A 24,945-nucleotide genomic window follows, 5' to 3' on the forward strand; every position below is an offset into this window, starting at 1 on the left:
TTAAACTACCTCTAACACTAATTTTTCTATACCTAATAACTAATTAAAACACTCTTGCTATAATGCACTCATACCACCCTTTACATTTGTCACTTGTTTAAAGCCGTTTTTCTTTAATAGTTTACTCGCTTGATTACTCCTCATTCCACTTTGGCAAATTACAACTACCTCTTTATCCTTTGAAAGCTGACTCATTTTTTTACTCAGTTGCTGCAAAGGTATATTTTTAAACCCTCGAATGTTGTTTGTTTTAAACTCACCAACTGTTCTAACATCGATAAATTGTTTGTTAGGTGCGCTCATTTGATTTTTTAATTCTGTTACTGAAATTTGTCGTACACCTTTAGTCGGAACAAGTTTTTGAAAAAGAACTACAATAAATAAACCAATCATGATATAACCGATAAATTCCACCTATCTAACCTCCATTTTCTGAATTACCCACATGGGTATATTACGAAAATTATATAAGAAAGTCAACTAATAGAATTCTATTATCGTAGCCATCAAATTGTAACAATTTGTTTTTAACTTAAAGCTTCCTTATATGCGTATCTTTATATGAAACATTTCCTGCAACAAAAAATTCTTCCCTCTTGAAAACTAGTTTTTAACTCGTTAGAATAGTGTTCAATTACCCACATGGGTATATAAATGTGCGAAGGAGGATCTATATGCGTAAAAATTTAAAAGAACAATATAACCCAATGTATTTTTTATCATCACTCGGCAATGGAGGCTTAGCTGTAGCATTTTACATGTACCTCATGTTTATGGTCGAACACCCTGGCAAGCCGATGGCAAACTTTGAACATGTACTCAATGGCTTTAAATCAGGTAATTTTTTGCTAATATTAACGATTGCAATTGCTCTACTAGGCATTATTTACTTTGGATTTAAGCATTACAAACTACTATTTTGGAATATTGCAGAATATAGCAAGTTTAAGAAAACAACAGCTTACAATAATTTAAGAGAATCTAACAATGAAGTTACATTAATGGCAATCCCGTTAACACTCGCTATGAGCGTAAACGTTGTTTTTATTATTTTCGGTACTTTTATACCAAATCTCTGGAATTACGTTGAATATTTATTCCCTATCTCGTTAATTTCATTTATCGTGATAGGAGTATATAGCTTATACATTTTTAAGAATTACGTTACTCGACTCATGCTAAATGGAGATTTTGACTTTGTCATGAATAATAATCTCAGTCAAATGCTAATCACTTTTACCTTTAGCATGGTAGCCGTAGGTTTTGCTGCTCCTGCTGCGATGAGTCATACAAAAGTTGTTTCGACGATGGGTCTATTATTATCAATATTTTTCATTAGCATTGCCATAGTCTTCATAACTATCCATTTAGTCCTAGGATTTAAGTCAATCTTCAAACAAGGGATTGACGTACAAGGCAGTCCTAGCTTATGGATGATGATTCCTATACTAACACTTATCGGCATTTCCATCGTGCGTAATTATATGGGCTTTAGTCATCATTTGTTACATGAGCCTAACCCAAGTGAGCTACCGCTTTTAATTATTTTAACTATACTTGTATCGATTCAACTAATATTTGGTTTAATTGGTTTTTCAGTTCTTAAACGTACTAGCTATTTTAATGAATATATTCATGGATCAAAGAAAAGCCCTGGAAGTTTCGCACTTATTTGTCCTGGTGTTGCTTTTATGGTGCTAGGATTTTTCTTTATTCATTGGGGTTTTGTAAAAAACGGGCTAGTTACTCAATTTTCTACCGTTTATTTCTTGTTAATCATCCCTTATATTTATGTCCAAATGAAAACTGTACGTACAGTTTCAATACTTGAGAAAAAATTACTTCGTATATAAAAGTGATATGCCAGTAGAAGGATTTCAAAAATCAGGCTACTGGCTTTATTAACTTAACAAACACCTAACATTTTTTAGCATCTAAAAAGGTTTTGCTTTATAATTAATTGTGAAAAAGTTATAAAGAGTGGTGATTCGGTGTTTAAACTGTTATTGATAGAAGATGATAAGACTCTCTTTCAAGAGATGAAAGATAGGTTGACTCAATGGTCTTATGAAGTATATGGTATTGCAGATTTTAATCATGTCATTCATGAATTTACAACGATTAGACCACACCTAGTCATCATCGATATCCAATTACCTAAATTTGATGGGTTCCATTGGTGTAGAATGATTAGAGACCTTTCAAATGTTCCTATTATATTTCTATCATCACGTGACCATCCTACTGATATTGTTATGTCGATGCAGCTTGGAGCAGATGACTATATACAAAAGCCTTTTCATTTCGATGTACTAATCGCCAAAATTCAAGCTACTCTTCGGCGTGTATATAATTATAACTCTGAACAAGGTAATCTCCAATCATGGTGCGGTGCCACAGTAGATTATGAGAAAAATATAGTAACAAACGATGTAGGAACGATAGAGCTAACAAAGAATGAAATATTTATATTAAAACAATTGATTAAGGACAAGAATAAAATCGTAAGTCGGGATAAACTAATGAATAGTTTATGGGACGATAAACGTTTTGTAAGTGATAATACATTAACTGTTAATGTAAATCGCTTACGACGACGGTTAGATGAACTAACATTAGGACAATTTATAGAAACAAAAGTTGGACAAGGATATATGGCTATCGAACAGGATAAAAACTATGATTAGAAGATTTTTGAAAGAAAGGCGAAGCTGGATATTGCTAGTTTTATCATTACAACTATTATTCATTTTTGTCGCTTATATTGATTCACTGATTCCGTTAAAGCCAACCATTTATATCGTTTTTTTATCAGCCATCATTTTCAGTCTTTTTCTAATCATTCGTTATATTAAAGAAACAGCCTTTTATCATAGTTTGGAAGAACGTGAAAACAACCTTGACTTTGCAAGTATACCTGAGCCTGAGAGTCCTTTTGAAAATATTGTTCAACAACAAATGCTTAACCAGATTGATTGGTTAAAACAAGTGAATTCTGAAAATTTAATTGCATTGGAGCAAGAAAAGGATGATATGTTATCTTGGATTCATGAAGTAAAAACTCCTTTAACGGCAATGCATTTAATGATTGAACGCATTGAAGATAAAGAATTGAAAGCTAGCTTAACTTATGAATGGTTACGCATTCATCTGCTTCTCGATCAACAGCTGCACCAAAAACGAATATCGTCTATTGAAAACGATTTATTTATAGAACAAGTTGATGTCGAATCAATTGTGATCAAAGAGATTAAAACACTACAAACTTGGTGTATTCAACAGAGGATTGGCTTTGATATACATATCGACGAGACAGGAGTACTTTGTGATGCAAAATGGCTTGCATTTATTATAAGGCAACTGTTAACAAATGCAGTGAAGTATAGTAGTCAATCAGATATAAGTATTACAAGCTATCAACAAGATGGGCAAACCTTCCTTGAGGTGAGAGATTTTGGGAGAGGGATTGACCCAAAAGATTTACCTCGAATTTTCGATAAAGGGTTTACATCAACAACAAATCATGACGACCAAAATGCAACTGGCATGGGATTATATTTGGTCAAAAAAGCCGCAAAATCTTTAAAAATTACCATTTCAGTACAATCAATACTCGGAGAGGGTACTACTATTACTTTGACATTTCCAAAACGTAATGACTTCGTCAATATGATAGGCGTGTGACAAAAGTGTCACATGCCTTTATCATTTTGTTCGGACAATCGAAGGAAATGAAATCTCACTATTTTTATAATTAAACTATAAGAGAAAAGGAAGTGATGGTATGTATATTTTAGAAGCTAATAAAATTAACAAAAGCTTTGGTAATAAGTTTCATAGACAAGAAGTTTTAAAAGGAATTGATCTAAACATTGAAGAGGGCGAGTTTGTTAGTATTATGGGACCGTCTGGTTCAGGGAAAACAACATTACTTAATGTGCTATCTTCAATTGATAAAGTAAGTAACGGAACAATCACCATTGAGCAAAATGAACTTACAAAAATGAAGGATAAACAACTTGCTAATTTCAGAAAAAAGCATTTAGGTTTTATCTTTCAAGAATATAATTTGTTAGACACACTAACAGTCAAAGAAAATATACTATTACCGCTATCTATTACAAAAGTATCGAAGAAAGAAGCTAAACAAAAATTTCATGATGTAGCAACCGAACTAGGTATCCTAGACGTAAAAGATAAGTATCCTAATGAAATTTCTGGTGGACAAAAGCAGCGGACTTCAGCAGCTAGAGCATTTATCCATGAGCCTAGCATTATTTTTGCTGATGAACCCACAGGTGCGCTCGATTCAAAATCTGCATCAGATTTATTACACAAGTTAAGCGATTTAAACATAAAACGAAAAGCAACAATCGTTATGGTCACTCACGATCCAGTTGCAGCAGGGTATAGTAATAGAGTTATTTTCATCAAGGATGGATTAGTATATACACAGTTAAATAGAGGTGAACAAAATAGACAGCTCTTTTTTAAAGACATAATGAAAACACAGGGTGTTCTAGGTGGTGTGCAATATGAGCATTAATCAGCTCATCATAAGAAACTTGAGAAAAAATCTAAAAAATTATTATCTATATGTATTCGCATTAATTTTTAGTGTGTCCCTTTATTTTTCATTTGTCACTTTACAATATGACCCTTCAATGGATCCAGTAAAAGGATCAATAAAAGGAGCTGCCTCTATTCGAACGGCATCTATTTTACTCGTAGCTATAGTAGCTATTTTCCTTTTATATGCTAATAAAATATTCATAAGACGTCGGGGTAAGGAAATAGGCTTATTTCAGCTCATAGGAATGACAAAAAGAAGGATTTTCTGCATTCTTTCTGTTGAGAACTTCATACTATATTTTAGTTCATTAATGGTTGGAATATTTCTTGGGTTTTCAGTGTCAAAATTAATTGTGATGATTTTATTTAAGGCGACAAAGGTTGAAACAATCGCAACCCTACATTTCTCATCCGAAGCATTTACCCAAACCATTATAGTTTTTTCTATTATATATCTTTTTATTATGTTCATGAATTTTCTTTTCATCAATAGACAGAGCATTTTATCTTTATTTCAGGTGACTTCAAAGACAGAAGGCAAAATGAAAAAATTATCTATAGTTGAAATCATAATTGGAATACTAGGAATCATTTTAATCGTTATTGGCTATTATGTATCATCTGTACTATTTAATGGTTATTTTACCTCATTTAATGATTTATTTTTTGCGATGATAGGTATTTTAGCATCCGTTATTTTGGGAACATACCTTTTATACAAAGGTTCTGTTAGTGTAATTTCTCAAATCACCAGGAAAAGAAAGGAAGGTTATTTAAACATTAATGAGGTGTTATCACTTTCAACGATTATGTTCCGAATGAAATCTAATGCCTTGCTATTAACAGTCATTACGACCGTATCTGCCCTTGCAATCGGCTTATTATCATTAAGTTATATTTCTTATTACTCAGCAGAAAAATCTGCTAGGAATAGTGTAGCGGCTGATTTTGCTTTCACCAATGTACAAGATGCAAAACAATTCACACAGGCATTGAAGTCACAAAATATTAACTTTTTAGAAAGAAAAGTAGATGTGATTCAAGCACATGCCAATCTGGAGGATATATTAGATGTAAACATAGAGGAAATAAACACTGATCCAAGCTTAACGACTGTAGCAGTTATAGGTGATCATGCCTTGCAAGAAATTGACCTAGATCCAAATGAAATCCTTCTTGCAGGTTATGAGAATTCTAAACAAACAATGATGCCGATTAACAATAGTGGAGAAATTGAATTGATGGGGCAAAATATTGTCTTAAAGCAAAATTATATAGGGATTAATCGTAATGACTTCTACATCTCAAGTTACTTTACCTTTGGAGGATTAGCAGTTGCAATTGTAGATGCCATAACATTCAATAAATTAATGACTGATTTAAATCCAGACATACAAAAAGAATCCTCAGTCTATATCGGAATTGATATTATTAACAACGAAAATATTTTAACAGCAAATGATATATACCAAACACTTGATAGTGAGAATGCTCATTCATCAAGCCTACAAATGAGTAATAGCCATAAAAGAAATATAGGGTTGCTTATGTTTATCGTTGGCTTTTTAGGATTAACCTTTTTGATTACATCAGGATGCATCCTGTATTTTAAGCAATTGGATGAAAGTGAAGAGGAAAAGGGAAGCTTTACAATTTTACGTAAACTCGGCTTCACACAAGAGGACTTATTAAAAGGAATTCAAGTAAAGCAAATGTATAATTTTGGAATACCACTGCTTTTTGGGCTACTTCATAGCTATTTTGCAGTTCAATCAGGATGGTTTTGGTTTGGAACAGAGCTTTGGACACCAATGATTATCGTTATGATATTATATACTGCCCTGTATTCGAGCTTTGGCGTGTTATCTGTTCTTTATTACAAAAAAGTCATAAAAGAAGCATTATAGTAGTTGAAAGGTCAGATTTAAGTTGGTAGAAAAAATAGAGAGCCTGTTATCATGATAGAATTAAACAGGCTCTTATTCTGGTACTTTTATCCTTAGCTTAATAATAAGAATGGTTATACCTTAAGCTCAGAAAAAGTTAATAGAGATTATGATAGTTATATCACACCACTATTTCATATTTACAATGCTCACCATAAATATTCGCAATGCCTTTTAATTCATATTTTCTTTGATAATAAGTATTTAATCCTTTATTACTTCGAAGACAATCAAAACGGATGTATTGTTTTCCTTGACCTTTTACTAATTGTACTGCCCATTCGATTAATTTTTCACCTATTTGTTTACCAGCATATTCTCTGTGAACGACTATTCGATGCAAATAAACAATATTATTGTTGTTTCGTGCTTGTCCCCAAATATCAGTATCCCATTCAGTTGGTTGATCCTCCAATGTAATCGTAGCAATTGCTTTATTTTCTTTCAATAAAATATAAGTATTCCCTTTTAAAATAGAATCTAATATCTCTTGTGTATTTTCCTCTAAATGAGTAAGATAATAATCCCATTGCGTTGTACCTTTTGTTTGTAACCATGTAGCTGCTTGAATTAATAGTTGTAAAACGACTTGTAAGTCTTTTTCTTTTGCACTCTTTAAATGAAATGTTCCGCCATCCGCATAAAGCTCCATTTAATCCCCCTCTTTTCATACGGCTCTTGTCGATCTCGTTAAGCTTCACCAACAGCTAAAATGACATCTCCATATGCTTCACCATCTAAACGAACTTCATATCGCCATAGTCCACTTAAAGGCAGCATAAAGCTCACTGTAAAGCGGTTTAAACTGTCGTAACCAGAGCTAGGTTCTGTAATCGTTTGTGGGGGTATGGCATTTATACGTTTCCCCGTTTCCTTATGGTAGGCTTCTATTTCTATTGTTTTCCCATTAAAGGTTTCAAATGGTGCTGTGAAGCTAATCATATAACCATACGACCTACCAGCAGCAAGCGTAGGATCAGGATAAACAGTAAATAACGTCTTACCATTGTCACTATATTCTTGTCGGACAGTCCAATCATTCTGGATCTTTTCGTTATCACTATCTACCTTTGCAGTTTCAGCTTTGCAACCAGTGAAAACAAGCGATACTAAAAATAAGAAACTTAAACTAAAATAAATCATTCTATTCATCACACCACTCCAGTCAATTAAGGAAATTATTACTAAATATGACGCAAATGACTGGAAATTTGTTTCATGTTTTTAAAGGTTATTTTCAATACTTAGTTGCAGTTGTATTCTTACTAAATAAGCTCAACTTATGAGTTTTTATATAGAGCTGTTTTCACATTAATTGGTCCTTTATGCATAAGAACTAAACACGTTCGGCATCTTTTCACCAATAAAGACTATTAAAGTCATTAATACATCAGTTGCTAACATTTAAGTGAAAAAAGCAATAAAATTTAAGAAAAGGGCTTATATAATAAGCATTTGTTCTAAGGTATAAGCACGTATACATCTACCGTTCGTGGTATCTTTTCTACTTTTACAATTATTGAGCCCCTTCAAAAAGATCACTCTGTCCATTTCTAAGTAAAAATAACATCAAAGTTTATGAACAGAGCCATCCCTTTTTACGAAAACAATAGCATAATCACTGTATATTAACCTCAACTAGTGAAATTGGATTTACTTCGCCTACATCTAAAAGAACTTCATCTTTGTATAACAGTTGAACCCGTTGTAAAAACCATTCTACAGTTGATGGATGATCGATATCTTCGCTATGCATATACATAATTGGGGCAAAGTTTTTTGCATAATACATACCTCGATTATAATCAGCCACGACGACATCGTTTGCTACAGAACTACCTGTTCTATCTTTAAACCATCCACTTCCTATTCCAAAGCTAGGACTCTTCGTACCAATTAAATCATCCTCAAACGTATTTCCCCATAAGCCATCATAGGCTACCCATCTGTACAAATCATTCGTTGTGTAATCACTACCGATCAATGAGAAATTTTCTTGAATATCCCATATTGGACCTCTATTTGTCACATCATTTGGCAGTGGAAATCTAGAATATGTGGCTACCCTTGGATAACTTGCATGAGAAATCTTTGAAGAAAAACCTACAGGTCTATAATCATCTAATAACGTTGTTATTCGAGCATTTATGTGATAACTGCTATGAGACTCACTCACTACAATAACGTCATTCTTAGAGGAGAAATGCACAGAGGGTTTGCTCCCAAAGTCTAGAGGCGTTCCAACTGCTTTAGTTCCATTCCATTTTGACCACTGTATATTTTCACCATTTAATTGGCCGATATTATAGTATAGCCTGTCACCACCTTCATGAATTTCAAATATTTTACCATCTTGTGTGACAGTAACATCAGGAAGATACCCTGTATCATAAAACGTTCCATTAGAAGTCCAGTCAACCTGTTCTCCATTTAAAGAGCCAACATTATAGTATAGATTTCCCGATGATTCATGCATTTCAACAATTGTATTATTTGATACCGTAACAGAAGGGTGACGGCCCGTATCGTATTTATGACCTTTTGTCATCCAGCTTATTTTGTTGCCGTTCAATTTCCCTACACTATAGTACAAATTCCCACCTGTGACCTCATTCTCATGAATTTCGATAATTGTTCCATCCGTAGTAACACTTACAGAAGGATTTTGCCCAGTATCATAATATGTTCCATTCGTTGTCCAATTGATTCTATCCCCTTCAATTGTTCCAATATTATAATATAATTTCCCACCAGTAACTTCATTCTCATGTACTTCAATAATTTTACCGTCATTGGTAACAGTAAGTGCTGGATTTTGCCCAGTATCGTATTTAGTTCCTAAACGAAGCCACTCCACCTTTTGATCAACAATTTTCCCCAAATTATAATAAAGACTTCCACCGGTAACTTCATTTTCATGCACTTCAATAACCATTCCATCAACAGTAACTGCTACTGATGGCTTTTGCCCTGTATCATAATTACTACGTTCATAGCTTTTCATATTTTCACTATATATAAAGCTGTCATCGTACCATTGCCCTTCATTTGAATGGGCTGCATAGTACACTGTTTCAATTTCCTCAGTCTCTTTATCAGCTATCACTCTTACTTTTTCCCAATCTCCTTCATGAGCACCTTGTCCAACTGCTCCATCCATTACGCCATTATATGGATAAAAGAATGAATATTGAACACCAACCTTTGTATCGTTTTCATAAACTTGCGCATAAGCCTTTGCACCTTCAAGGTCTCCTCTTTTTGTTAACTCATCGACAATATTTAAGCGTAAGTCCTCATTCTTCGCATAGGCTGATGTAACGTTAAAACATATTAAACTACTAAATATTAGTATAATGGTGACTAATTTCCTCATACTATTCTCCTCATTTCCAATCTCTTTTTTTGATAAAATTGTACATGAATCGAGATTAGAAAACAAAGTAATTTTCAGAATTTATTGTAAATTAAGATAATAGAACTATGATTTTAGATATCACACTCTCTTATTCTTTAACTTATGCTGTAAAAACGGCACTTCTGACCTATTTCAAAACCATGGGGGACATTTACCTTCTTTGATACTACTCTCTAGGATGAGATGAGGTTTTAAAGTAGAAATTAGTTTATGTACCAAATGCTAATGCTACGAATGTTAGCACTTCATTGTTCAATAAAATGAGAATAAGAAAAATATACGAAAAGAGCTTATAAAATAGAAAAAGGAACTTTCTTATAATGAACTGCATCCTTCATGTCAGTCGTTAATCATCGGATGTGTTCACGTCGAAAGTTCCTTATGTTTCTATATACAATGTTCAACTAGATATCTTTAGCTGTTCACTCACAGCCATTATCATCACAATACGTACCTTTTGCATTTTCTGTATTAAGCGAAGTTAGTTTGCTTGATTGTTTTTCTTCTTCTAGCACTTTCTCTAATGCACCAACAAATACTTCTGTCGGTTGCGCACCAGATATGGCATACTTATCATTAATGACGAAAAATGGCACACCTTGAACCCCAATGCTCCTTGCTTCGGATTCATCACTGCGAACATCATCTTTATATTGCTCACTTTCTAATACTGATTTCGCTTGTTCCCGGTCAAGCCCAACATCTTCAGCAATATCAAGTAATGTGCTATGATCTCCAATATGCTTAGAATCGGTAAAATAAGCTTTTAATAATTTTTCTGTTAGTTCCTCTTCCTTACCAACAACCGAAGCATATTTTGCTAAACGATGAGCTTCAAACGTGTTTGTGGGAAGCATGTTTTCAAAACGAAAGTCCAAGCCAACTTCTTTAGCTCTTTTACGAATCCCCTCATTATTTTGCTTCGCCTGTTCAATGGACACACCGTATTTGTTAGCAATAATTTCATGAATTGATAAGTTCGTATCTCGCGGTGAATTTGGATCAAGTTCAAAACTTTTATAAGATACATCAGCTATATTTTTTAGGGATGTTCTTTCTAATGCATCCTCTAAATGTCTTTTTCCTATATAACAAAATGGACATACAAAATCTGAATATACTTCGATTTTCATCGTTTGCACCTCAATAATAGTATTTATGATGTTAGCATAACATAGTATGAGCAAATATTATTACGATATGCTCATGAGGTATCCATAAATAGGGCTTGTCATTTGACTACTTATCTACTTGATAGTAGATTATTTATATGGATAATAAAACTACATTACAAAAAATTTTAGATGTCGGTCAGCATCTTATTCAGAAAAACGGTTATAACGGCTTTAGCTATGCTGATATCGCTGAGCAGGTCGGTATAAAAAAGGCAAGTATTCATTACTATTTTCCATCAAAAAAAGAATTGGTCCAAGCAGTTCTACAGCAATATCACAAGGATTTTCTTAATGATCTTTTCCAAATAGATCAACAGTTTAATGACCCTGTAAAAAAACTTAAGGCTTTTTTCCAACTGTATCGTAATACTCTAGACAATAACTCAAAAATTTGTTTATGTACGATGATGGCAGCAGAAATTTCCTCCTTCCCAGAGGAAATACGTGGTAATATTAATCAATTTTTTGTTGATAATGCAAAATGGCTTGAAAATGTGTTAGCTGAAAAAAAAGCAACTGAAAATCCTATTCAAGCTGAGGATTTACGAGATCAAGCACGCCTATTCTTAGCGGTTGCACAAGGTGCTCCCCTGTTAGTAAGGACTTCTGGAAATTTTGCACAATATGATTCTATGGTGGACCATTTATTAACAAATCTTTAAAAAGCGTTACAATAAAACCAGCGTTGATTATCCTTATCCACATCAACACTGGTTTTATTTCACCTGCATAGTTATCTTTAGTATAATTTAAAACATACGAGACCCTTAACCCAATTGCTAATAAAAAGGCTAAAACTTCATAGGTTCACTCTTCTTCAGCACTATTAGTAGTCGTAAGTTTCTTTTCAATAGTTTTTCACCAATATCAAATCAAACTACTCCTGTAACCAATAATAATATGATTTTCGTCAACATTCCTTAAACGCATTTCTTTTTAACCTTAATTAACTGAGTAATTGATTCTCAAGTATAGACTTTACAAAATTAGTTTGTTTTTCTGCATATTTATCTTTATTTTTATTTACTAAGCGTTTTTTAAGCTATTCATACTCACTTCTCATTTTTTCGTTACTTCTTAAATAATCTCTAAAAAACAACTGTTCATGCAAAGATAACAATCACAACTAAGTATTAAAAAAATCCTCTACATAACACTTTTTTTACTATTTAATGCCTCATTTAATACTTGTAAAGAAAGTTCATGGTCATTCATTACATATGGTATTTCCTCTGGTTCTACCCAAATACGTGAGGAAGTTTCATTCTCTCTTTGGAAAGGAAAACACTCTTCTATTTCCATTCGATAAAATATTTGATAGCCAACAAGAGGATACTTCCCACCATGCTTAAAGAGTGGATTATGTTCGTGACTTACTTCAATTGCTCCAATATACTCTACCTTACCTTTGACATAACCTTCCTCAAATGCTTCTCTATGAAACGCTTCCTCAGGTGATTCTCCATCCTCAACATGTCCACCTGGTATATTAAATCCTCTACCTTTTACATCCACTAACAGAATTTTACCTTGACTAAAACAATAACCATGTGCGCTTGTAATTTGTTTAACGTCTTGTATATGTGCCATTGGTAACCATGAAAGTTTTACGTGATGTCCATCCCAATTTACAAAAATATGGTTGCTCATATATTATCCTTTCAATAGCAACATATTGAGTTTCCTTATTAACATGCTGTTTTCACATTATTTGTTATTTTTCGTACTAAGAATTATACAACTTGAGTTTTGTAGCATATTGTCTTCTAAAAAAATCACAAAATCACTTTAAGCTTCTTGTTATTTGTAATAATAGCAGCAAAGTTTACAAAAATCCCCTTTTAATAAGCTTAGCATAAATTTATTCTATATAATGTAATTATTTCCAAATTACTTAAGCTATTTCTCATCGATGCTTATGAGCTTCACAGAAATGAAGAACCATATAAAACATTTAATGCTGATAATATTCAGTTTAATTTATATGGCTTTAATAGAGGAAGGTTTACAAGCAAGCAGCTACAACATAATACAAAAAGAGGACAATTGATAACTACGGGGATGTGGAGTTTAGCAATCTTCTTGCCATCACAACTAAACAAGAAGATTAATCACCACTTTTGTAAAATAACTAGAAAAGCTAACAAATTTAGATTTCACAGCTAAGTATCGTTGCTTCATAAGTGATTTCTTTGTAATTAAAGTTATTTAATTATTTACTGTGTTACTATTATCTATATTTCGAAAAAAATAACTGAGCCTCTCATCCTCTCACCCCTCTGTTGAATGAGGGAAAAAGGACAGGCTCTCGATGAATGTGTGGAGTTCCTCACCCGGTTATCGAAGCTATTTTTCTCTCAGATCAATAGACCCTTACTAATTTATTTAATTAAGCAATTCACTAGAAAAGGTTACGTAGTAATTGAGAAGAAAAATCCCCCCTGAATTTTAGTTGAACCCGGGTTTAAGTCTATCTATGAAGAACAACAAACTACGCTTCCTTATCAAGGATAGTTAATAGTTCAGTAGGTTTATTTATAATATAGTCAGGTCTTTCCACTTCCAAGCTTTGTCTTGCGTCGTACCCCCAAGTAACAGCAACAGATGTAACACCTATTTCCTTACAAGGAGGGATATCACGAATTTCATCACATATGTATAAAACTTCACTGTTCTTTAACTCGAGTCGCTTCAAGAGTTTTTTTATTGTTATGTTTTTTTGAAATAATGACCTTGTGCAAATTACGTTATCAAATACATCAATATTGTTTGCTTTTAAAAATGTTCTTATGTTTTCTTCATTATTGGAGGAGATAATGTCTAGTTTATATTTCCGTTCTTTTAGGTTCATTAGAAGATGTTTTATACCTTCTACCACTATTAGTTCATTTATTCTTGTATTGTAGTTTGATTTCATATCATAAACTATTAAAGGCAATTTATACCATGATACCCCTAACATTTTACACCTTTCTTTTATGGATAAGGTGCTCATGTACTCAACCTCATCTTTGCTCATTTTTCGATACCCATATTTTGTTGAAAGTTCATTGAAAAGTGATACTGCTAAATCTCTTGATTTGACAAGTGTTCCATCAAAATCGAATATAACATGTTTAATCAAGGTAACCTTCCTTTCTGAAGTTGTTATTGCTGAATCTCAACTAGATAATCTATTGCAAGTAATTATGATAAGTAGGCTCTTCTGATAAACTTTGTTACCAGATTTAAAGAATTAACTACCGTGGCACAACCTTGACAGTAATAAATTTTAAGAAACCTGCAAAATAAAAAATCTAAAAAAGAGATCATTTAAAAGTAGCATATTTACCGCAACTAATCCGACGATGCTAACTCCATACAATAATCATGCAATTAGTTTGTTATTTTTTAGTAACTACTAAAAACAAATATAGCGTATTATAATTTTGCTCAGCTTTCTACTAGACTTCCATCCAATAAAAAATAGCTTATCCATATTCAATATTAACAATATTAGAGAATTTATCAATTCATAAAAAACAATAATCTATTAACCAACAGCCATTCATTAAGAGTTTTTCTTTGTTTGAGACAAAACAGATACAGATTAAAGAGATATCCAATGTAGGGTTAATAATGAGCTTTATATATGATGAACTTTAATTTTATACCAAATGTCCTTCCAATTCTTTTTAGTTATCCGTTCCTCATATATCGCAGCCCTTTCTTTAGTTTCAGTAAAATAGGGTGTTGGCTTCAGTTCCATATTGATAACATCATCTAGTCCATAAGGAGCAGTAAGAACTAAATTGTTCTCTCTATCCAACTTTACTCCTAGAGCAGTTGCCGTCTCTGGAAACTTTGAAATAGCATCTTCAGCAGATGTGTAGGGTTGAAGATTATTTACCATGTGCATCCTTGCTTCATTCTTAACTGACCATGGGATATTAGGTAACAAACTGCTTAATTTATCTTCTAGCTTCTTTTCAAAGGCTTCGTCAATATGTGTATCATCAAAATAGATTACATCAATATCTGGTGTACTCGTTCTTTCAGTAAATCCGTGCAATGTATCCCAGATTTTTGAACGTACAAAGCCTGCACATATCCACCATTCAGGTAGCTTTAATATACTTGCTGCTTCTATTATTTCCATCATTTCGGTATCGTTTTGGATTAGATTAATTATATCCCCTCTATTTCTTAACAAACCAAAGACCCTCCCAACAGGAACATACATTCTTATTGTAACATAAATACAAATCAATAATATCGTGGATGTACAGAAAGTATCTAAATCTTGTTCGTATTATCAATTAATTGAATGGATCATAAATTTTAGATGAACTAATCTGAGTGGGGAAAACATTCCCACTCTATAAATCGTATATCCCGCTTTCTTTTCATACTTTTCATATTACAAGATTTTTTCAAAAATTTTAACTTATTAGCAAAATGAGTGCATTTAAGTCTTCCTATTTTTTAGAAAACCTTATAGTTTGAACTACTTATCAACCAAATGTTTCATAAATCGTATTTGTTTATATAAGAGAACCATTTAAAAAAGTTAATTTAATAATTCTTTACAGCAAGCTTGATTGAAAGTTGTATTTGTTCTTTAAAAACACCATCATTATTAAATTTATATAATTCTTTTGCCAAATGTTTTTCAAATAAGGGAACATTGTCTCCTAAAAACCGTTTTGTCCCATATGAAGTTGAATACAAGTGACCAATGATTGATTCTATTGTCCATAATTGCTCATAGGCTGGTAAGCTGTATAATTCTAAGTCGAATGTTGAGTTAGCAATAATTTCTTCATGACTAATTGTTGGGTGAGTATATGTTGTATTACCTGCTCTTCTTTCATTTCCATACCAATGTTGAACTACTTCGTTCACTTTTTTTTGCCACGGTAATAGTTCTTTATTTGGAGAATAGTTGTCTATGATGGCAACACCACCTCCATAGGAAACCATTTCATATAAAGTATCAAGCACTTTATGTCTATCCATCCAATGAAATGCTTTTGCGATAGCTACAAATCTAAAATTGTTATTATTATGAACTTGTTTATATGAATCTAGATCTCCATGGAACCATTCAACATTCTCGACCCTACATTCCCTGCTAAGATGCATTGCTTCTTGTAACATTTCAGACTCGGTATCTATCCCAATTAAGCTTTCAAACCAATCGCTGAATCTGCATGTTAATTGCCCAGTTCCACAACCTAAATCCAGCATTTGACCTTTACCGTCGAGAGAAAACCTATCAATTATATACCTTACTAAAGAAGCTGGATATAAAGGTCTAAATCTTGAATAATACTTAGCTGTACCTTTAAATAAGTTTTCACCGAAATCAGTCATAAATCATTCCTCCTTAATTATTTACTTCCCCCTCAAGTCATTCAACAAATTATGTTGTAATGTGGGGGAGAACGTATCATATTCAAACAAACCTATGCATTCTGCACACCAAATGGGAACTTTACTCATTTGGTTGAAAAATCAACTCACAAAGACATATAAAAACTCATCCATCATTTACACCTGGGATGAATGAAACTTTAAACTAGGCTGTTTTCACGTTAATTGTTCCATTCGCAATAAGAGCTAACCACTAACGTTCGGGGCAACTTGTTTCTCTATAGATTTTAATAATCAAAATTACCAATTACTCAAATAGAAGTGAAAAAAATACCATAGTTTTTGAAAAGAGCTTTTAATTAAAAACAGGTAAGTATATATTACATGATGTAATACATACTTACCTTGATTTATTTGACCTTATAATGAATAAAGGTCTATCATTTTTTTGTTGAAATTAAATCTTTTCTACTTTACATGTACAGGGTTATTAGTTCCCTCGTTCTCATTGTTTTGCTCTAGATTGCTAAGAAGTGTAAATTCTAGTAAATGACCTTTAGAGAAAGTGTCTACCAACATATGTCCATAGTCTATGTTAGAGCTTTCTCCTGTTAATATTAATGAGGATATCCAAGGAAACTCTTCAATTAACAAATCATCTTTGAATGGATACAACATCAAAGCTTTCTCATGAATATATCCTGATTTTAGATCTTTCGTTATGTTAAATGTTGTCCAATATTTCTCCAATAGTTTTTCAGAAGTACTGTAATTATTATCAACATATGTTACATTAACATAATCCTTGCCAATGCTATAATTTAAATCATCATAAATAGGGTTCGTGTCAATAGCTCCCCTTAACTGTAACGTTTTATAGTCCGTACGGTCCATCAGTTTCATTACAATTAAAATAGCTTGTTCTCTAGAAATGCTATTAGAGTTATCTTCTTCTCCGATGACCCCATTAAAAGGAAATGAAGATTCATTAGCTTCCTTAAATACATGTTTTCCTGAAACAAAACTTAAGGATGAGTCCACAAGCTGATTAACATAACCTTCTAAACCTTCAGCTTCAGAGTACTTCATCGCTCCTGTTAAATCTTCCTTAATATTTTCCATGCTAAATGTATTCATTAACATGTCAACAACCTGGTCTCTTGTAACTAGATTATTAGGAGAAAATGCTGTTTCTGTTATACCGTTTACACTTCCAATTATATAGGCAAGCTTAACGTGATCTAAATCTGTATCAGAAAATGGAGTATCTATTGTTACTTTATCTAGAACCATCTCTTTCGTCCAAAATAGAGTATAGTCTGTATTTTGTAACTCTATAAATATAGCATTTACTAGAAGCTCTGCAAACTCTTCCCTTGTTATAGAATTAGCATATTGTGACTGCAATCTTTCTGGAACAATGCCTAAATCAATGCCTTTTTGAATCGTGTTTTTTATCCCACCAATAGGAGTATCCCATTCCTCTATACTGGCAGATATAGCTGTTGAAGGCAGGATTAAAACTAACACGAGCATAAATGATAAGAACTTTTTCATAACAAACCCCTCCCTACTTAAAGTACCTTTTATTACAAAATTATCTTTAAGTATAATTATTTTCCATTTTAATTATACTTAAAGAAAAATTAAATGAAAGATTACTTAAAGAAGATTAAATATTAGAATAATTCGATAGATTCAGAAATAAACTAGATCATTCTGATCTTTAATTTTGATATAACACTTAATCAGATTAACAACTAATAATATCATTTTCATAAAGAAAGGCTCTTTTCGTGCTTAGTTTGCGAAAGCAGCGTCTAGTAGACTAAACTTTGTTTCAATAGCTCCTAAACTAGAAGATAAAAATGATGTTTTACAGTGTTTTATGGAAAAAAAGATACCCCAAACATGAACGATATTCATGTTTAGCTATTAAGTTAAGCAAAAAATAATGCGAAAACAGCCATTACATAAAAAAAACACTGGATGGATTAATCCATTCAGTGTTCTATCTTCTTTGAATAAACTATCTATTTTATGCTATACACAGAAAGACTAAATTTTTCTGCGAGGTCGTCAATAGTTTTCCCAGTTTTAAATTCTTCACAGATTTTTTTATTTCTACAGTTTAAATATTCCCTATTCCCTGAATTTTCGCCCCATTTTTTACGAACTCCTTCAGTGTTAGGTATATAAACTACTTGTCCTTGAACATATTTTTGTATTTCTAGTATTAGTTGGTCAGGTAAGACATGATTAGCGTTAATATATTTCATTATAACCCACTCCTTGAATTTTAAATTTAAGGAGTTACAATTATATGAATCTTAATCTTATGTATTGGTTATAAAAGTATATTAAATATTTTTTCTCCTTTGTCGCTATACCTCACTTGGTCAACCTATTATTGAGACTTCTTGAATTAATATTATTAAACGTCATCTGGTATACCTCCATTATTCACGACATTAAGTTAATATTTTTTAAACTAACCTACCTATTATTTTAAAACAGCTAAGCGTCTGTATAAACATAAAGGTTATTTTTCATTATTCAGTAGATTGACGGGTATGGAACAAAATATGCAAATTACTTTACTTTCCTACATACAAAGATCATGCTATAGCTATCATTGGTGATAGGTGTTTCATTCCAATCTTTAAATATATGTAAAATCTCAAATCCACTATCATTTAGTAAGCGTTCCATTTCTTTTGGAAATACATATCGCAAAGTTATTTTTGTACTTGTTTCATCTATTTTGATTCCATGTTCATTCTTAACTTTTCTAATTGTGGTGTAATGCTGAAGTTGATTAAGTGAGTCATATGTACTAATCGTTGACAGATCAATAATTTTCCCATCATTTCTTGTGTAAGTTCTCCAATACTCTTCTGTATTTGGTTGCAACAGTTCTTCAACACTAGGGAACCTTGTATCAAAAATAAAAATCCCATCATGTTCTAAATGTCTGTTAACAGAAGTTAACAAGTGATTTTGCGCTTCATTCGTAAGAAAATGCTGAAAACCATTTCCAACCATGTAAACCATTGAACCAACTTCACTTAAATTTAGCCGGGTACAATCTTGCTCTACCCATTCTATCTGTAGATTTTGATTATTTGCTTTATTTTTTGCTTGTTCCAACATACTTTTATAAATATCCACACCAATTAGTTTATACCCTTTTTTCGCTAAGGGGATCGTTGCTCTACCTGTCCCACAAGCTAAATCTATTATCATACCCTGTTGTTTAGAAGCCCACTTGGTCAGAAAAGGAATATCATTCAAAAATGTGTTTTCCATATCATACAAGTTGGCATCTTCATACTCTTCAAAATTATTTGATGTTAGATGTTTCTCCATTCAATTCTCCTTTAATGTGATCATTTTTTCACTTACAAATTTAGCATATATTTATATATATTCAATAACAATGTTACAGTTTGAAAGTCAAAAACAGGCTAATCACTGAGAATTAGCCTGTTTTTGCATTGATCATTTTTTTTGTAGAACCAATTAAACACGTGTTCAATTAAAGTTCTATCCTCTATAAGAGTTAGCAGTTTTATGTTAAATATCATGATGTTGTATGCTTTGAGTAGCTCGTTGATTAGCACCTAGCCTAACAAGCGATAATTTCTTTTATCATAAATTCTTTTCCGCATAAAATCTCAAAGTCTTTAATGTGGCATTTCGGGCACTTACTATTATTCTCTATTAAATTAAAAACTATATTGCACTTTTTGCAAATCGCATTACCTGGTAAGGTCTCAATTTTTAATTTCGTAGACTGCAAAATTGTACCATCTACCGCAGCTGGGTAACACGCCTCAATATATTTAGGAATTAATGAGGAAAGCTCACCAATTTGAAGTACTAAAGTGTCTATTTTTGTTAATGCATTCGTTTTAGCAAAATCTTCTACAGATTTTATGACATGAATAACTACACTTAACTCGTGCACCTTAACTCCCCCTACTCCTCAAGTAAGAAAAGAGCAAACACCCACAATCCAACTTAAACTACCATGCCCGTACCCGCTCCAAAAGGTACCGACTAAATACCATTTTTGAAAATGCATCGTCTGATTTATTAACGAACACTAGACAAGCAAAATAACAGGGATTGAAACCGATTGTGCTAAAGCTATTCTATTATTATAGCTATCAAATTTCTCGTTCTTTATCATTGGATATATCTCGCTTCCATCTATATCACAAGCTGTTGTCATATTGGCATCTTTTCTATAAAAAGACACCACTATCTGCTAGTTTGGGGAAAACAGCAACATAGTAAAGTTAATGAAAAGAGCCTTTAATTAACGACACAGTTTGCTAATAGAAATCTAGCTGTTTTCTTTCGAGAAAATAGCTTTTAGGGTCTTAGGTACCTTATTTGTTGCTACTTTCACTTTACGTTTCACCATATATTTCTTTATTGTCGGTTTTATTTCATGCAATTCAACACTCGTAGCATCATATTTTCGTACCATTGAAATTGCATCAAATTTACACTTGGTGACGCAGGAACCACATCCCACACATAGAAACTCATCAACAACCGTTGCGCCACATCCTAGACATCGTTCTGTTTCCTTTTTCACCTGGTCTTCAGTAAATGTTGAACGAAGATCCTTGAAAGTTTTTTTAGATTCGGCCACATCAACATGATCTACTGTTTGCCTCGGTATATGATCGTATCCTTTAAGGTCAAGCCCGTCTATATCAAACGCACGGTAATCTCTCTTCGTACGTCCAAGCAATAAGCTTTGACCTGGCTGAACAAAACGGTGAATGGAAATTGCACCTTCTTTGCCCATAGCAATCGCATCGATGGCAAATTTAGGCCCTGTTAATGCATCACCACCAGCAAATACATCTTCTTCGCCTGTCTGATAAGTTACAGGATCTGCTTTAATTGTTTTGTTTGGATGTAGTTGTATATTGCTGTCCGCAATCAAATGACCCCAGTCGATCGCCTGACCTACTGAAATTAAAATATTGTTTACAGCAACGATTTTCGTTTGATTTTCATCAAATTGTGGATCAAACTTGTTGTTTTCATCAAAAACAGAAATACACTTTTTGAATTCTATACCTGTAACACGTCCATGATCAACAAGAATGCGTTTAGGCCCCCATGATGTGTTGATACGAATACCTTCTAATAAGGCTTCGTCAATTTCTTCCATCATTGCCGGTAGTTCTCCCCATTTCTCTAAACAATACATATCTACTTGCGATGCACCAACACGTGCTGCTGTACGAGCAACATCAATCGCAACATTACCACCACCAATGACAGCTACTCTTCCTGCTAATTTCATTTGTTGCTTAGCATTAACTTCGCGTAGGAAATCTACCCCTGTCATCACTCCTTCAGCATCTTCTCCTTCGATACCGATCCTTCTACCAGCTTGAGCACCTATTGCTAAATAAAATGCTTTAAAACCTTGATTTCTTAGCTCCTGCAAACTTACATCTTTTCCAACTTCAACGCCGGTCATAAACTTAACACCTAGGTCCTTTACAATATCAATTTCAGCTTGAACAACATTCTTTTCAAGCCTAAAAGACGGAATTCCGAAAGTTAGCATGCCACCAAGTGCTTGTTGTTTTTCAAACACTGTTACTTTATAACCTTCAATTGCTAGATAATAAGCACAGGAAAGACCTGAAGGACCTGCACCTATGACTGCAATTTTTTTATCGTATTGATGTTTTATTTCAGGGATATAGCGCCGATCCTTATTTAAATCTTGTTCAGCGATAAATTTCTTAATATCATCTATCGCGATAGGGTCATCAATGTCACCTCGTGTACAAGCAGATTCACAATACCTCGGGCAGACACGCCCACATACTGCTGGAAACGGATTTTCTTGCTTGATTAGCTCAAGAGCTTCGGTATACCTTCCTTGTGAAGCTAGCTTAATATAACCTTGAATACCAATATGAGCTGGACAATCTGCTTTACAAGGGCTTGACCCAGAATCAACAACAACTTCTCGATTAAGCCGATAATTAGGGTTCCATTTATCTGGGCCCCACTCTGTATTATATGGAAGCTCCCTTTTCTCCACGATACTAGGTTCACAAATTTTCTGACCAAGCTTCAATGCATTTGATGGACAGTTTTCAACGCATTCACCACATGCAACACATTTATCTTTATCTACTTGTGATACATAATTTGACCTAACGATATCAGGATTATTAAAATGGTTTGCATGACGCAATGCTAGACATGCGCATCCACAACAGTTACAAATAGCATGAGTTTTTCCCGGACCTTCTGTATTTGCGATCTGATGCATAAGACCGTTATCTTCTGCCTTTTTAATAATTTCAAAAGCCTTTTCACGAGTTATCTCTCTACCTCTTCCAGTGCGAATGTAGAATTCCGCAGCATCACCCAACTGAATACAAATATCCTCCTTCAAGTGGCCACAACCTTCTCCCATCGCTTCTCTGACTGCTCGGCAAGCACAATCAGAAACTGAAAAGGTATCATTATCATTGAGATACATAGAAACTTCTTCATAAGAAGCCCTTCTAGTTTCACCATCAATTGCACTTTCTATCGGAATAACCCTCATGACTCCTAAACCTGGGGGAACATTTCCAGCCAAAAATTCACCTTTACTTCTTGAATACTCTTCAAAACATTCGGCTATCTGCGGATATTTTTTGACATTTTCTTTGTTGACGACCATGAATTCCATTACACCAGGAACCCACAATTCCAGTTGAAAATAATCTATATCATCTTCAGAAAAAAAGCTTATAACACCATCATCCGCCAACTGAAACAAGATTTTTTCTACTTCCTCTACTTGTTTTCCTAATATAGCAGCGACTTCCTCCTTAGTCTTTGGTTGTCTCAGCTCAAGGCTAAGTGCGATTTCAGCCATCTCATCGGTAACAACTGGCTCAAGAATTCGATATTCAGGATCCTCAGGCTTTACTTCATGTTTTGAGCCACGTTTTGTTCGACTTATCTTATTTGCGAGATCAAGAACTTTTTCCTTAGTCATAAAGTTCAACTCCCCATCATATTTTCCTTCAATGTATTATTCGTTCCAGCTTTTGATTTGAGTGCGAATCCATTCTACCCACTCACTTATTCCCTCACCGGTTTTAGCTGAGATCGGAATAACTTTAATTTTTGGGTTTAATTTATGTACACGCTCTCTGACTGCTTCTACATCAAAATCAAAAATATCGATGGCATCCATTTTGTTAATTAATAAGACGTCAGCAACTTCAAACATTAAAGGGTATTTCAGAGGTTTGTCATCTCCTTCAGGTACACTTAAAATCATGGCATTTTTTGAAGCACCCGTATCAAATTCAGCAGGACATACTAAATTACCTACATTTTCTAATATAACGAAGTCAATGCCTTCTGTTCCTAACCCTGATAAGCCTTGTTTGGTCATATCAGCATCAAGGTGACACATTCCACCTGTGTGCAATTGGATAACTTTTGTACCTGTTTGTGCAACAGTATGAGCATCGACATCTGAATCAATATCTGCTTCTAACACCCCAATGCTCATTTCATTCTGCAAAGCTTCAATTGTTTTTACAACAGTAGTGGTTTTACCTGAACCAGGTGATGACATTAAATTTAATAAAAAGGTTTTGTCTTTTTTTAAATCGCTTCTAAGCAAAGCTGCCTGTTGATCATTATCTTTGAAAACGCTTTCTTTAATCTCAAGTATTTTATAAGTTTCCATACTATTTCCCCCTCTATTTGATCATTAACGACCAGGTGGATATGAACATAAATGCTCTATTGGAAAACAAATACATTACCTTCAAAATCAGTATAGCACTTAATAATCTTACGAAATTCGAACTTTTTGTGTTCTTTTTTATTTATTTTCAATGACGTTCACGATTCACAGTTTTGTCAAAAAATATCTTGTTATCTCTAAATAAATCTATTTAATTTAAGAAGGCTTACTATGGGAAGAAACTATTTATGAAATTACTATAAGTCATCATCAGCTTAACACACCCTTAAAAATACATAAAAATCCAAATTTTCTAAATATAAAAAATTTGGATTAAGAGTTGTTCTATTATAGGTTATTTTCCTGTTTTATCATTCGTAAAATTTGATCTGCATAATAACAAATACAGAGCATTATTATTTTTTTGAACATCAGATATCTAACTTACCCAAGTTTACATACTTTCCATTTAATTCAATGAGATGTTTGAGGAAATATAAGTACTAAAGTGTCATAGTAGCTCATTTAAAATATTTTATAACCTCTAAGTAAAATCTATGAAGAAAGATTAGTTGGAAATGGTTCAGGTTGTGATTCAGTAGCAGTTTCTTTATTAATATTATCTACACTATTAAACAGTAAACCGATTAATAGTCCTAACATTAGTAAGTTCTTTGAGATATTGTTAGTAAATTTTTTCATTTATTTCATCCCCTGTCGTTTTGTTAACTT

General features: G+C 33.1%; 22 protein-coding genes. 6 read left to right on the forward strand and 16 right to left on the reverse strand.

The genetic code is table 11. The features are described from left to right. Positions 1-57: 57 nt before the first annotated feature. A complete protein-coding gene (locus tag SLH48_RS11750; protein ID WP_320258313.1) occupies positions 58-414 on the reverse strand; it encodes a rhodanese-like domain-containing protein in 357 nt (118 codons plus the stop codon). A gap of 260 nt (positions 415-674) precedes the next feature. Here SLH48_RS11750 and SLH48_RS11755 point away from each other — a divergent pair, with 260 nt between their 5' ends. The 5 genes from SLH48_RS11755 (at position 675) to SLH48_RS11775 (ending at position 6,479) form a co-directional block, all read left to right on the forward strand. Continuing rightward, positions 675-1,853: a TsoY family (seleno)protein gene (locus SLH48_RS11755; RefSeq protein WP_320258314.1), complete on the forward strand. Its 1,179-nt coding sequence runs from the start codon at positions 675-677 to the stop codon at positions 1,851-1,853. Between the two features lie 138 nt (positions 1,854-1,991). Further along, a complete protein-coding gene (locus SLH48_RS11760) occupies positions 1,992-2,687 on the forward strand; it encodes a response regulator transcription factor (RefSeq protein ID WP_320258315.1) in 696 nt (231 codons plus the stop codon). Continuing rightward, positions 2,680-3,684 carry a sensor histidine kinase gene (locus SLH48_RS11765; protein ID WP_320258316.1) on the forward strand — a complete coding sequence of 335 codons (1,005 nt, stop codon included), beginning with the start codon at positions 2,680-2,682 and terminating at the stop codon, positions 3,682-3,684. The genes SLH48_RS11760 and SLH48_RS11765 overlap by 8 nt, the downstream gene beginning before the upstream one ends. A 100-nt stretch (positions 3,685-3,784) precedes the next feature. Continuing rightward, positions 3,785-4,546, forward strand: a complete 762-nt coding sequence (locus SLH48_RS11770) for an ABC transporter ATP-binding protein (RefSeq protein ID WP_214480611.1) — start codon at positions 3,785-3,787, stop codon at positions 4,544-4,546. Then, positions 4,536-6,479 carry an ABC transporter permease gene (locus SLH48_RS11775; protein WP_320258317.1) on the forward strand — a complete coding sequence of 648 codons (1,944 nt, stop codon included), beginning with the start codon at positions 4,536-4,538 and terminating at the stop codon, positions 6,477-6,479. Before SLH48_RS11770 ends, SLH48_RS11775 begins: the two co-directional genes overlap by 11 nt. Positions 6,480-6,639: 160 nt before the next feature. Here the strand turns inward: SLH48_RS11775 and SLH48_RS11780 are convergent, their stop codons facing one another. The 4 genes from SLH48_RS11780 to SLH48_RS11795 all read right to left on the reverse strand — a co-directional run bounded on the left by SLH48_RS11780 (position 6,640) and on the right by SLH48_RS11795 (position 11,069). Continuing rightward, positions 6,640-7,170 (reverse strand): GNAT family N-acetyltransferase, encoded by a 531-nt coding sequence (locus SLH48_RS11780; protein ID WP_320258318.1) that lies wholly within the window; start codon positions 7,168-7,170, stop codon positions 6,640-6,642. Between the two features lie 38 nt (positions 7,171-7,208). Continuing rightward, positions 7,209-7,670 carry a hypothetical protein gene (locus tag SLH48_RS11785; RefSeq protein ID WP_320258319.1) on the reverse strand — a complete coding sequence of 154 codons (462 nt, stop codon included), beginning with the start codon at positions 7,668-7,670 and terminating at the stop codon, positions 7,209-7,211. 466 nt (positions 7,671-8,136) lie between these two features. After that, positions 8,137-9,894, reverse strand: a complete 1,758-nt coding sequence (locus SLH48_RS11790) for a hypothetical protein (RefSeq protein ID WP_320258320.1) — start codon at positions 9,892-9,894, stop codon at positions 8,137-8,139. A 464-nt stretch (positions 9,895-10,358) separates the two neighbouring features. Next, positions 10,359-11,069 (reverse strand): DsbA family oxidoreductase, encoded by a 711-nt coding sequence (locus SLH48_RS11795; RefSeq protein ID WP_320258321.1) that lies wholly within the window; start codon positions 11,067-11,069, stop codon positions 10,359-10,361. A 137-nt stretch (positions 11,070-11,206) separates the two neighbouring features. Here SLH48_RS11795 and SLH48_RS11800 point away from each other — a divergent pair, with 137 nt between their 5' ends. Next, positions 11,207-11,773, forward strand: a complete 567-nt coding sequence (locus SLH48_RS11800) for a TetR/AcrR family transcriptional regulator (RefSeq protein ID WP_320258322.1) — start codon at positions 11,207-11,209, stop codon at positions 11,771-11,773. Between the two features lie 484 nt (positions 11,774-12,257). Here SLH48_RS11800 and SLH48_RS11805 read toward each other — a convergent pair whose 3' ends face one another. The 11 genes from SLH48_RS11805 to SLH48_RS11855 all read right to left on the reverse strand — a co-directional run bounded on the left by SLH48_RS11805 (position 12,258) and on the right by SLH48_RS11855 (position 24,915). Further along, the gene (locus SLH48_RS11805) at positions 12,258-12,761 is read right to left on the reverse strand and encodes an NUDIX hydrolase (protein WP_320258323.1); all 504 of its coding nucleotides are present in this window, start codon (positions 12,759-12,761) and stop codon (positions 12,258-12,260) included. Between the two features lie 841 nt (positions 12,762-13,602). After that, on the reverse strand, positions 13,603-14,235 hold the full coding sequence (locus SLH48_RS11810; RefSeq protein WP_214480618.1) for an HAD hydrolase-like protein: 633 nt from the start codon (positions 14,233-14,235) through the stop codon (positions 13,603-13,605). A gap of 501 nt (positions 14,236-14,736) precedes the next feature. Continuing rightward, positions 14,737-15,252, reverse strand: coding sequence for a nucleotidyltransferase family protein (locus SLH48_RS11815; RefSeq protein WP_413785416.1), 516 nt, complete (start codon positions 15,250-15,252; stop codon positions 14,737-14,739). A gap of 413 nt (positions 15,253-15,665) precedes the next feature. Beyond that, positions 15,666-16,466 carry a class I SAM-dependent methyltransferase gene (locus SLH48_RS11820; protein WP_320258325.1) on the reverse strand — a complete coding sequence of 267 codons (801 nt, stop codon included), beginning with the start codon at positions 16,464-16,466 and terminating at the stop codon, positions 15,666-15,668. Between the two features lie 468 nt (positions 16,467-16,934). Further along, positions 16,935-18,023 carry a hypothetical protein gene (locus SLH48_RS11825; protein ID WP_320258326.1) on the reverse strand — a complete coding sequence of 363 codons (1,089 nt, stop codon included), beginning with the start codon at positions 18,021-18,023 and terminating at the stop codon, positions 16,935-16,937. Between the two features lie 476 nt (positions 18,024-18,499). Then, a complete protein-coding gene (locus tag SLH48_RS11830; protein WP_320258327.1) occupies positions 18,500-18,745 on the reverse strand; it encodes a CD3324 family protein in 246 nt (81 codons plus the stop codon). A gap of 313 nt (positions 18,746-19,058) precedes the next feature. Continuing rightward, entirely contained in the window at positions 19,059-19,835 is a 777-nt protein-coding gene (locus SLH48_RS11835) for a class I SAM-dependent methyltransferase (RefSeq protein WP_320258328.1), read from the reverse strand. A gap of 259 nt (positions 19,836-20,094) precedes the next feature. Then, a complete protein-coding gene (locus tag SLH48_RS11840; protein ID WP_320258329.1) occupies positions 20,095-20,436 on the reverse strand; it encodes a hydrogenase maturation nickel metallochaperone HypA in 342 nt (113 codons plus the stop codon). Positions 20,437-20,817: 381 nt separating this feature from the next. Continuing rightward, positions 20,818-23,508: an FAD-dependent oxidoreductase gene (locus tag SLH48_RS11845; RefSeq protein ID WP_320258330.1), complete on the reverse strand. Its 2,691-nt coding sequence runs from the start codon at positions 23,506-23,508 to the stop codon at positions 20,818-20,820. A 36-nt stretch (positions 23,509-23,544) separates the two neighbouring features. Continuing rightward, positions 23,545-24,213 (reverse strand): hydrogenase nickel incorporation protein HypB, encoded by a 669-nt coding sequence (gene hypB / locus SLH48_RS11850; protein ID WP_320258331.1) that lies wholly within the window; start codon positions 24,211-24,213, stop codon positions 23,545-23,547. A gap of 555 nt (positions 24,214-24,768) precedes the next feature. Continuing rightward, entirely contained in the window at positions 24,769-24,915 is a 147-nt protein-coding gene (locus tag SLH48_RS11855) for a hypothetical protein (RefSeq protein WP_320258332.1), read from the reverse strand. Positions 24,916-24,945: the final 30 nt, after the last annotated feature.

This window comes from Cytobacillus sp. IB215316 (assembly GCF_033963865.1).
Taxonomy (GTDB): domain Bacteria; phylum Bacillota; class Bacilli; order Bacillales; family SM2101; genus Nanhaiella; species Nanhaiella sioensis.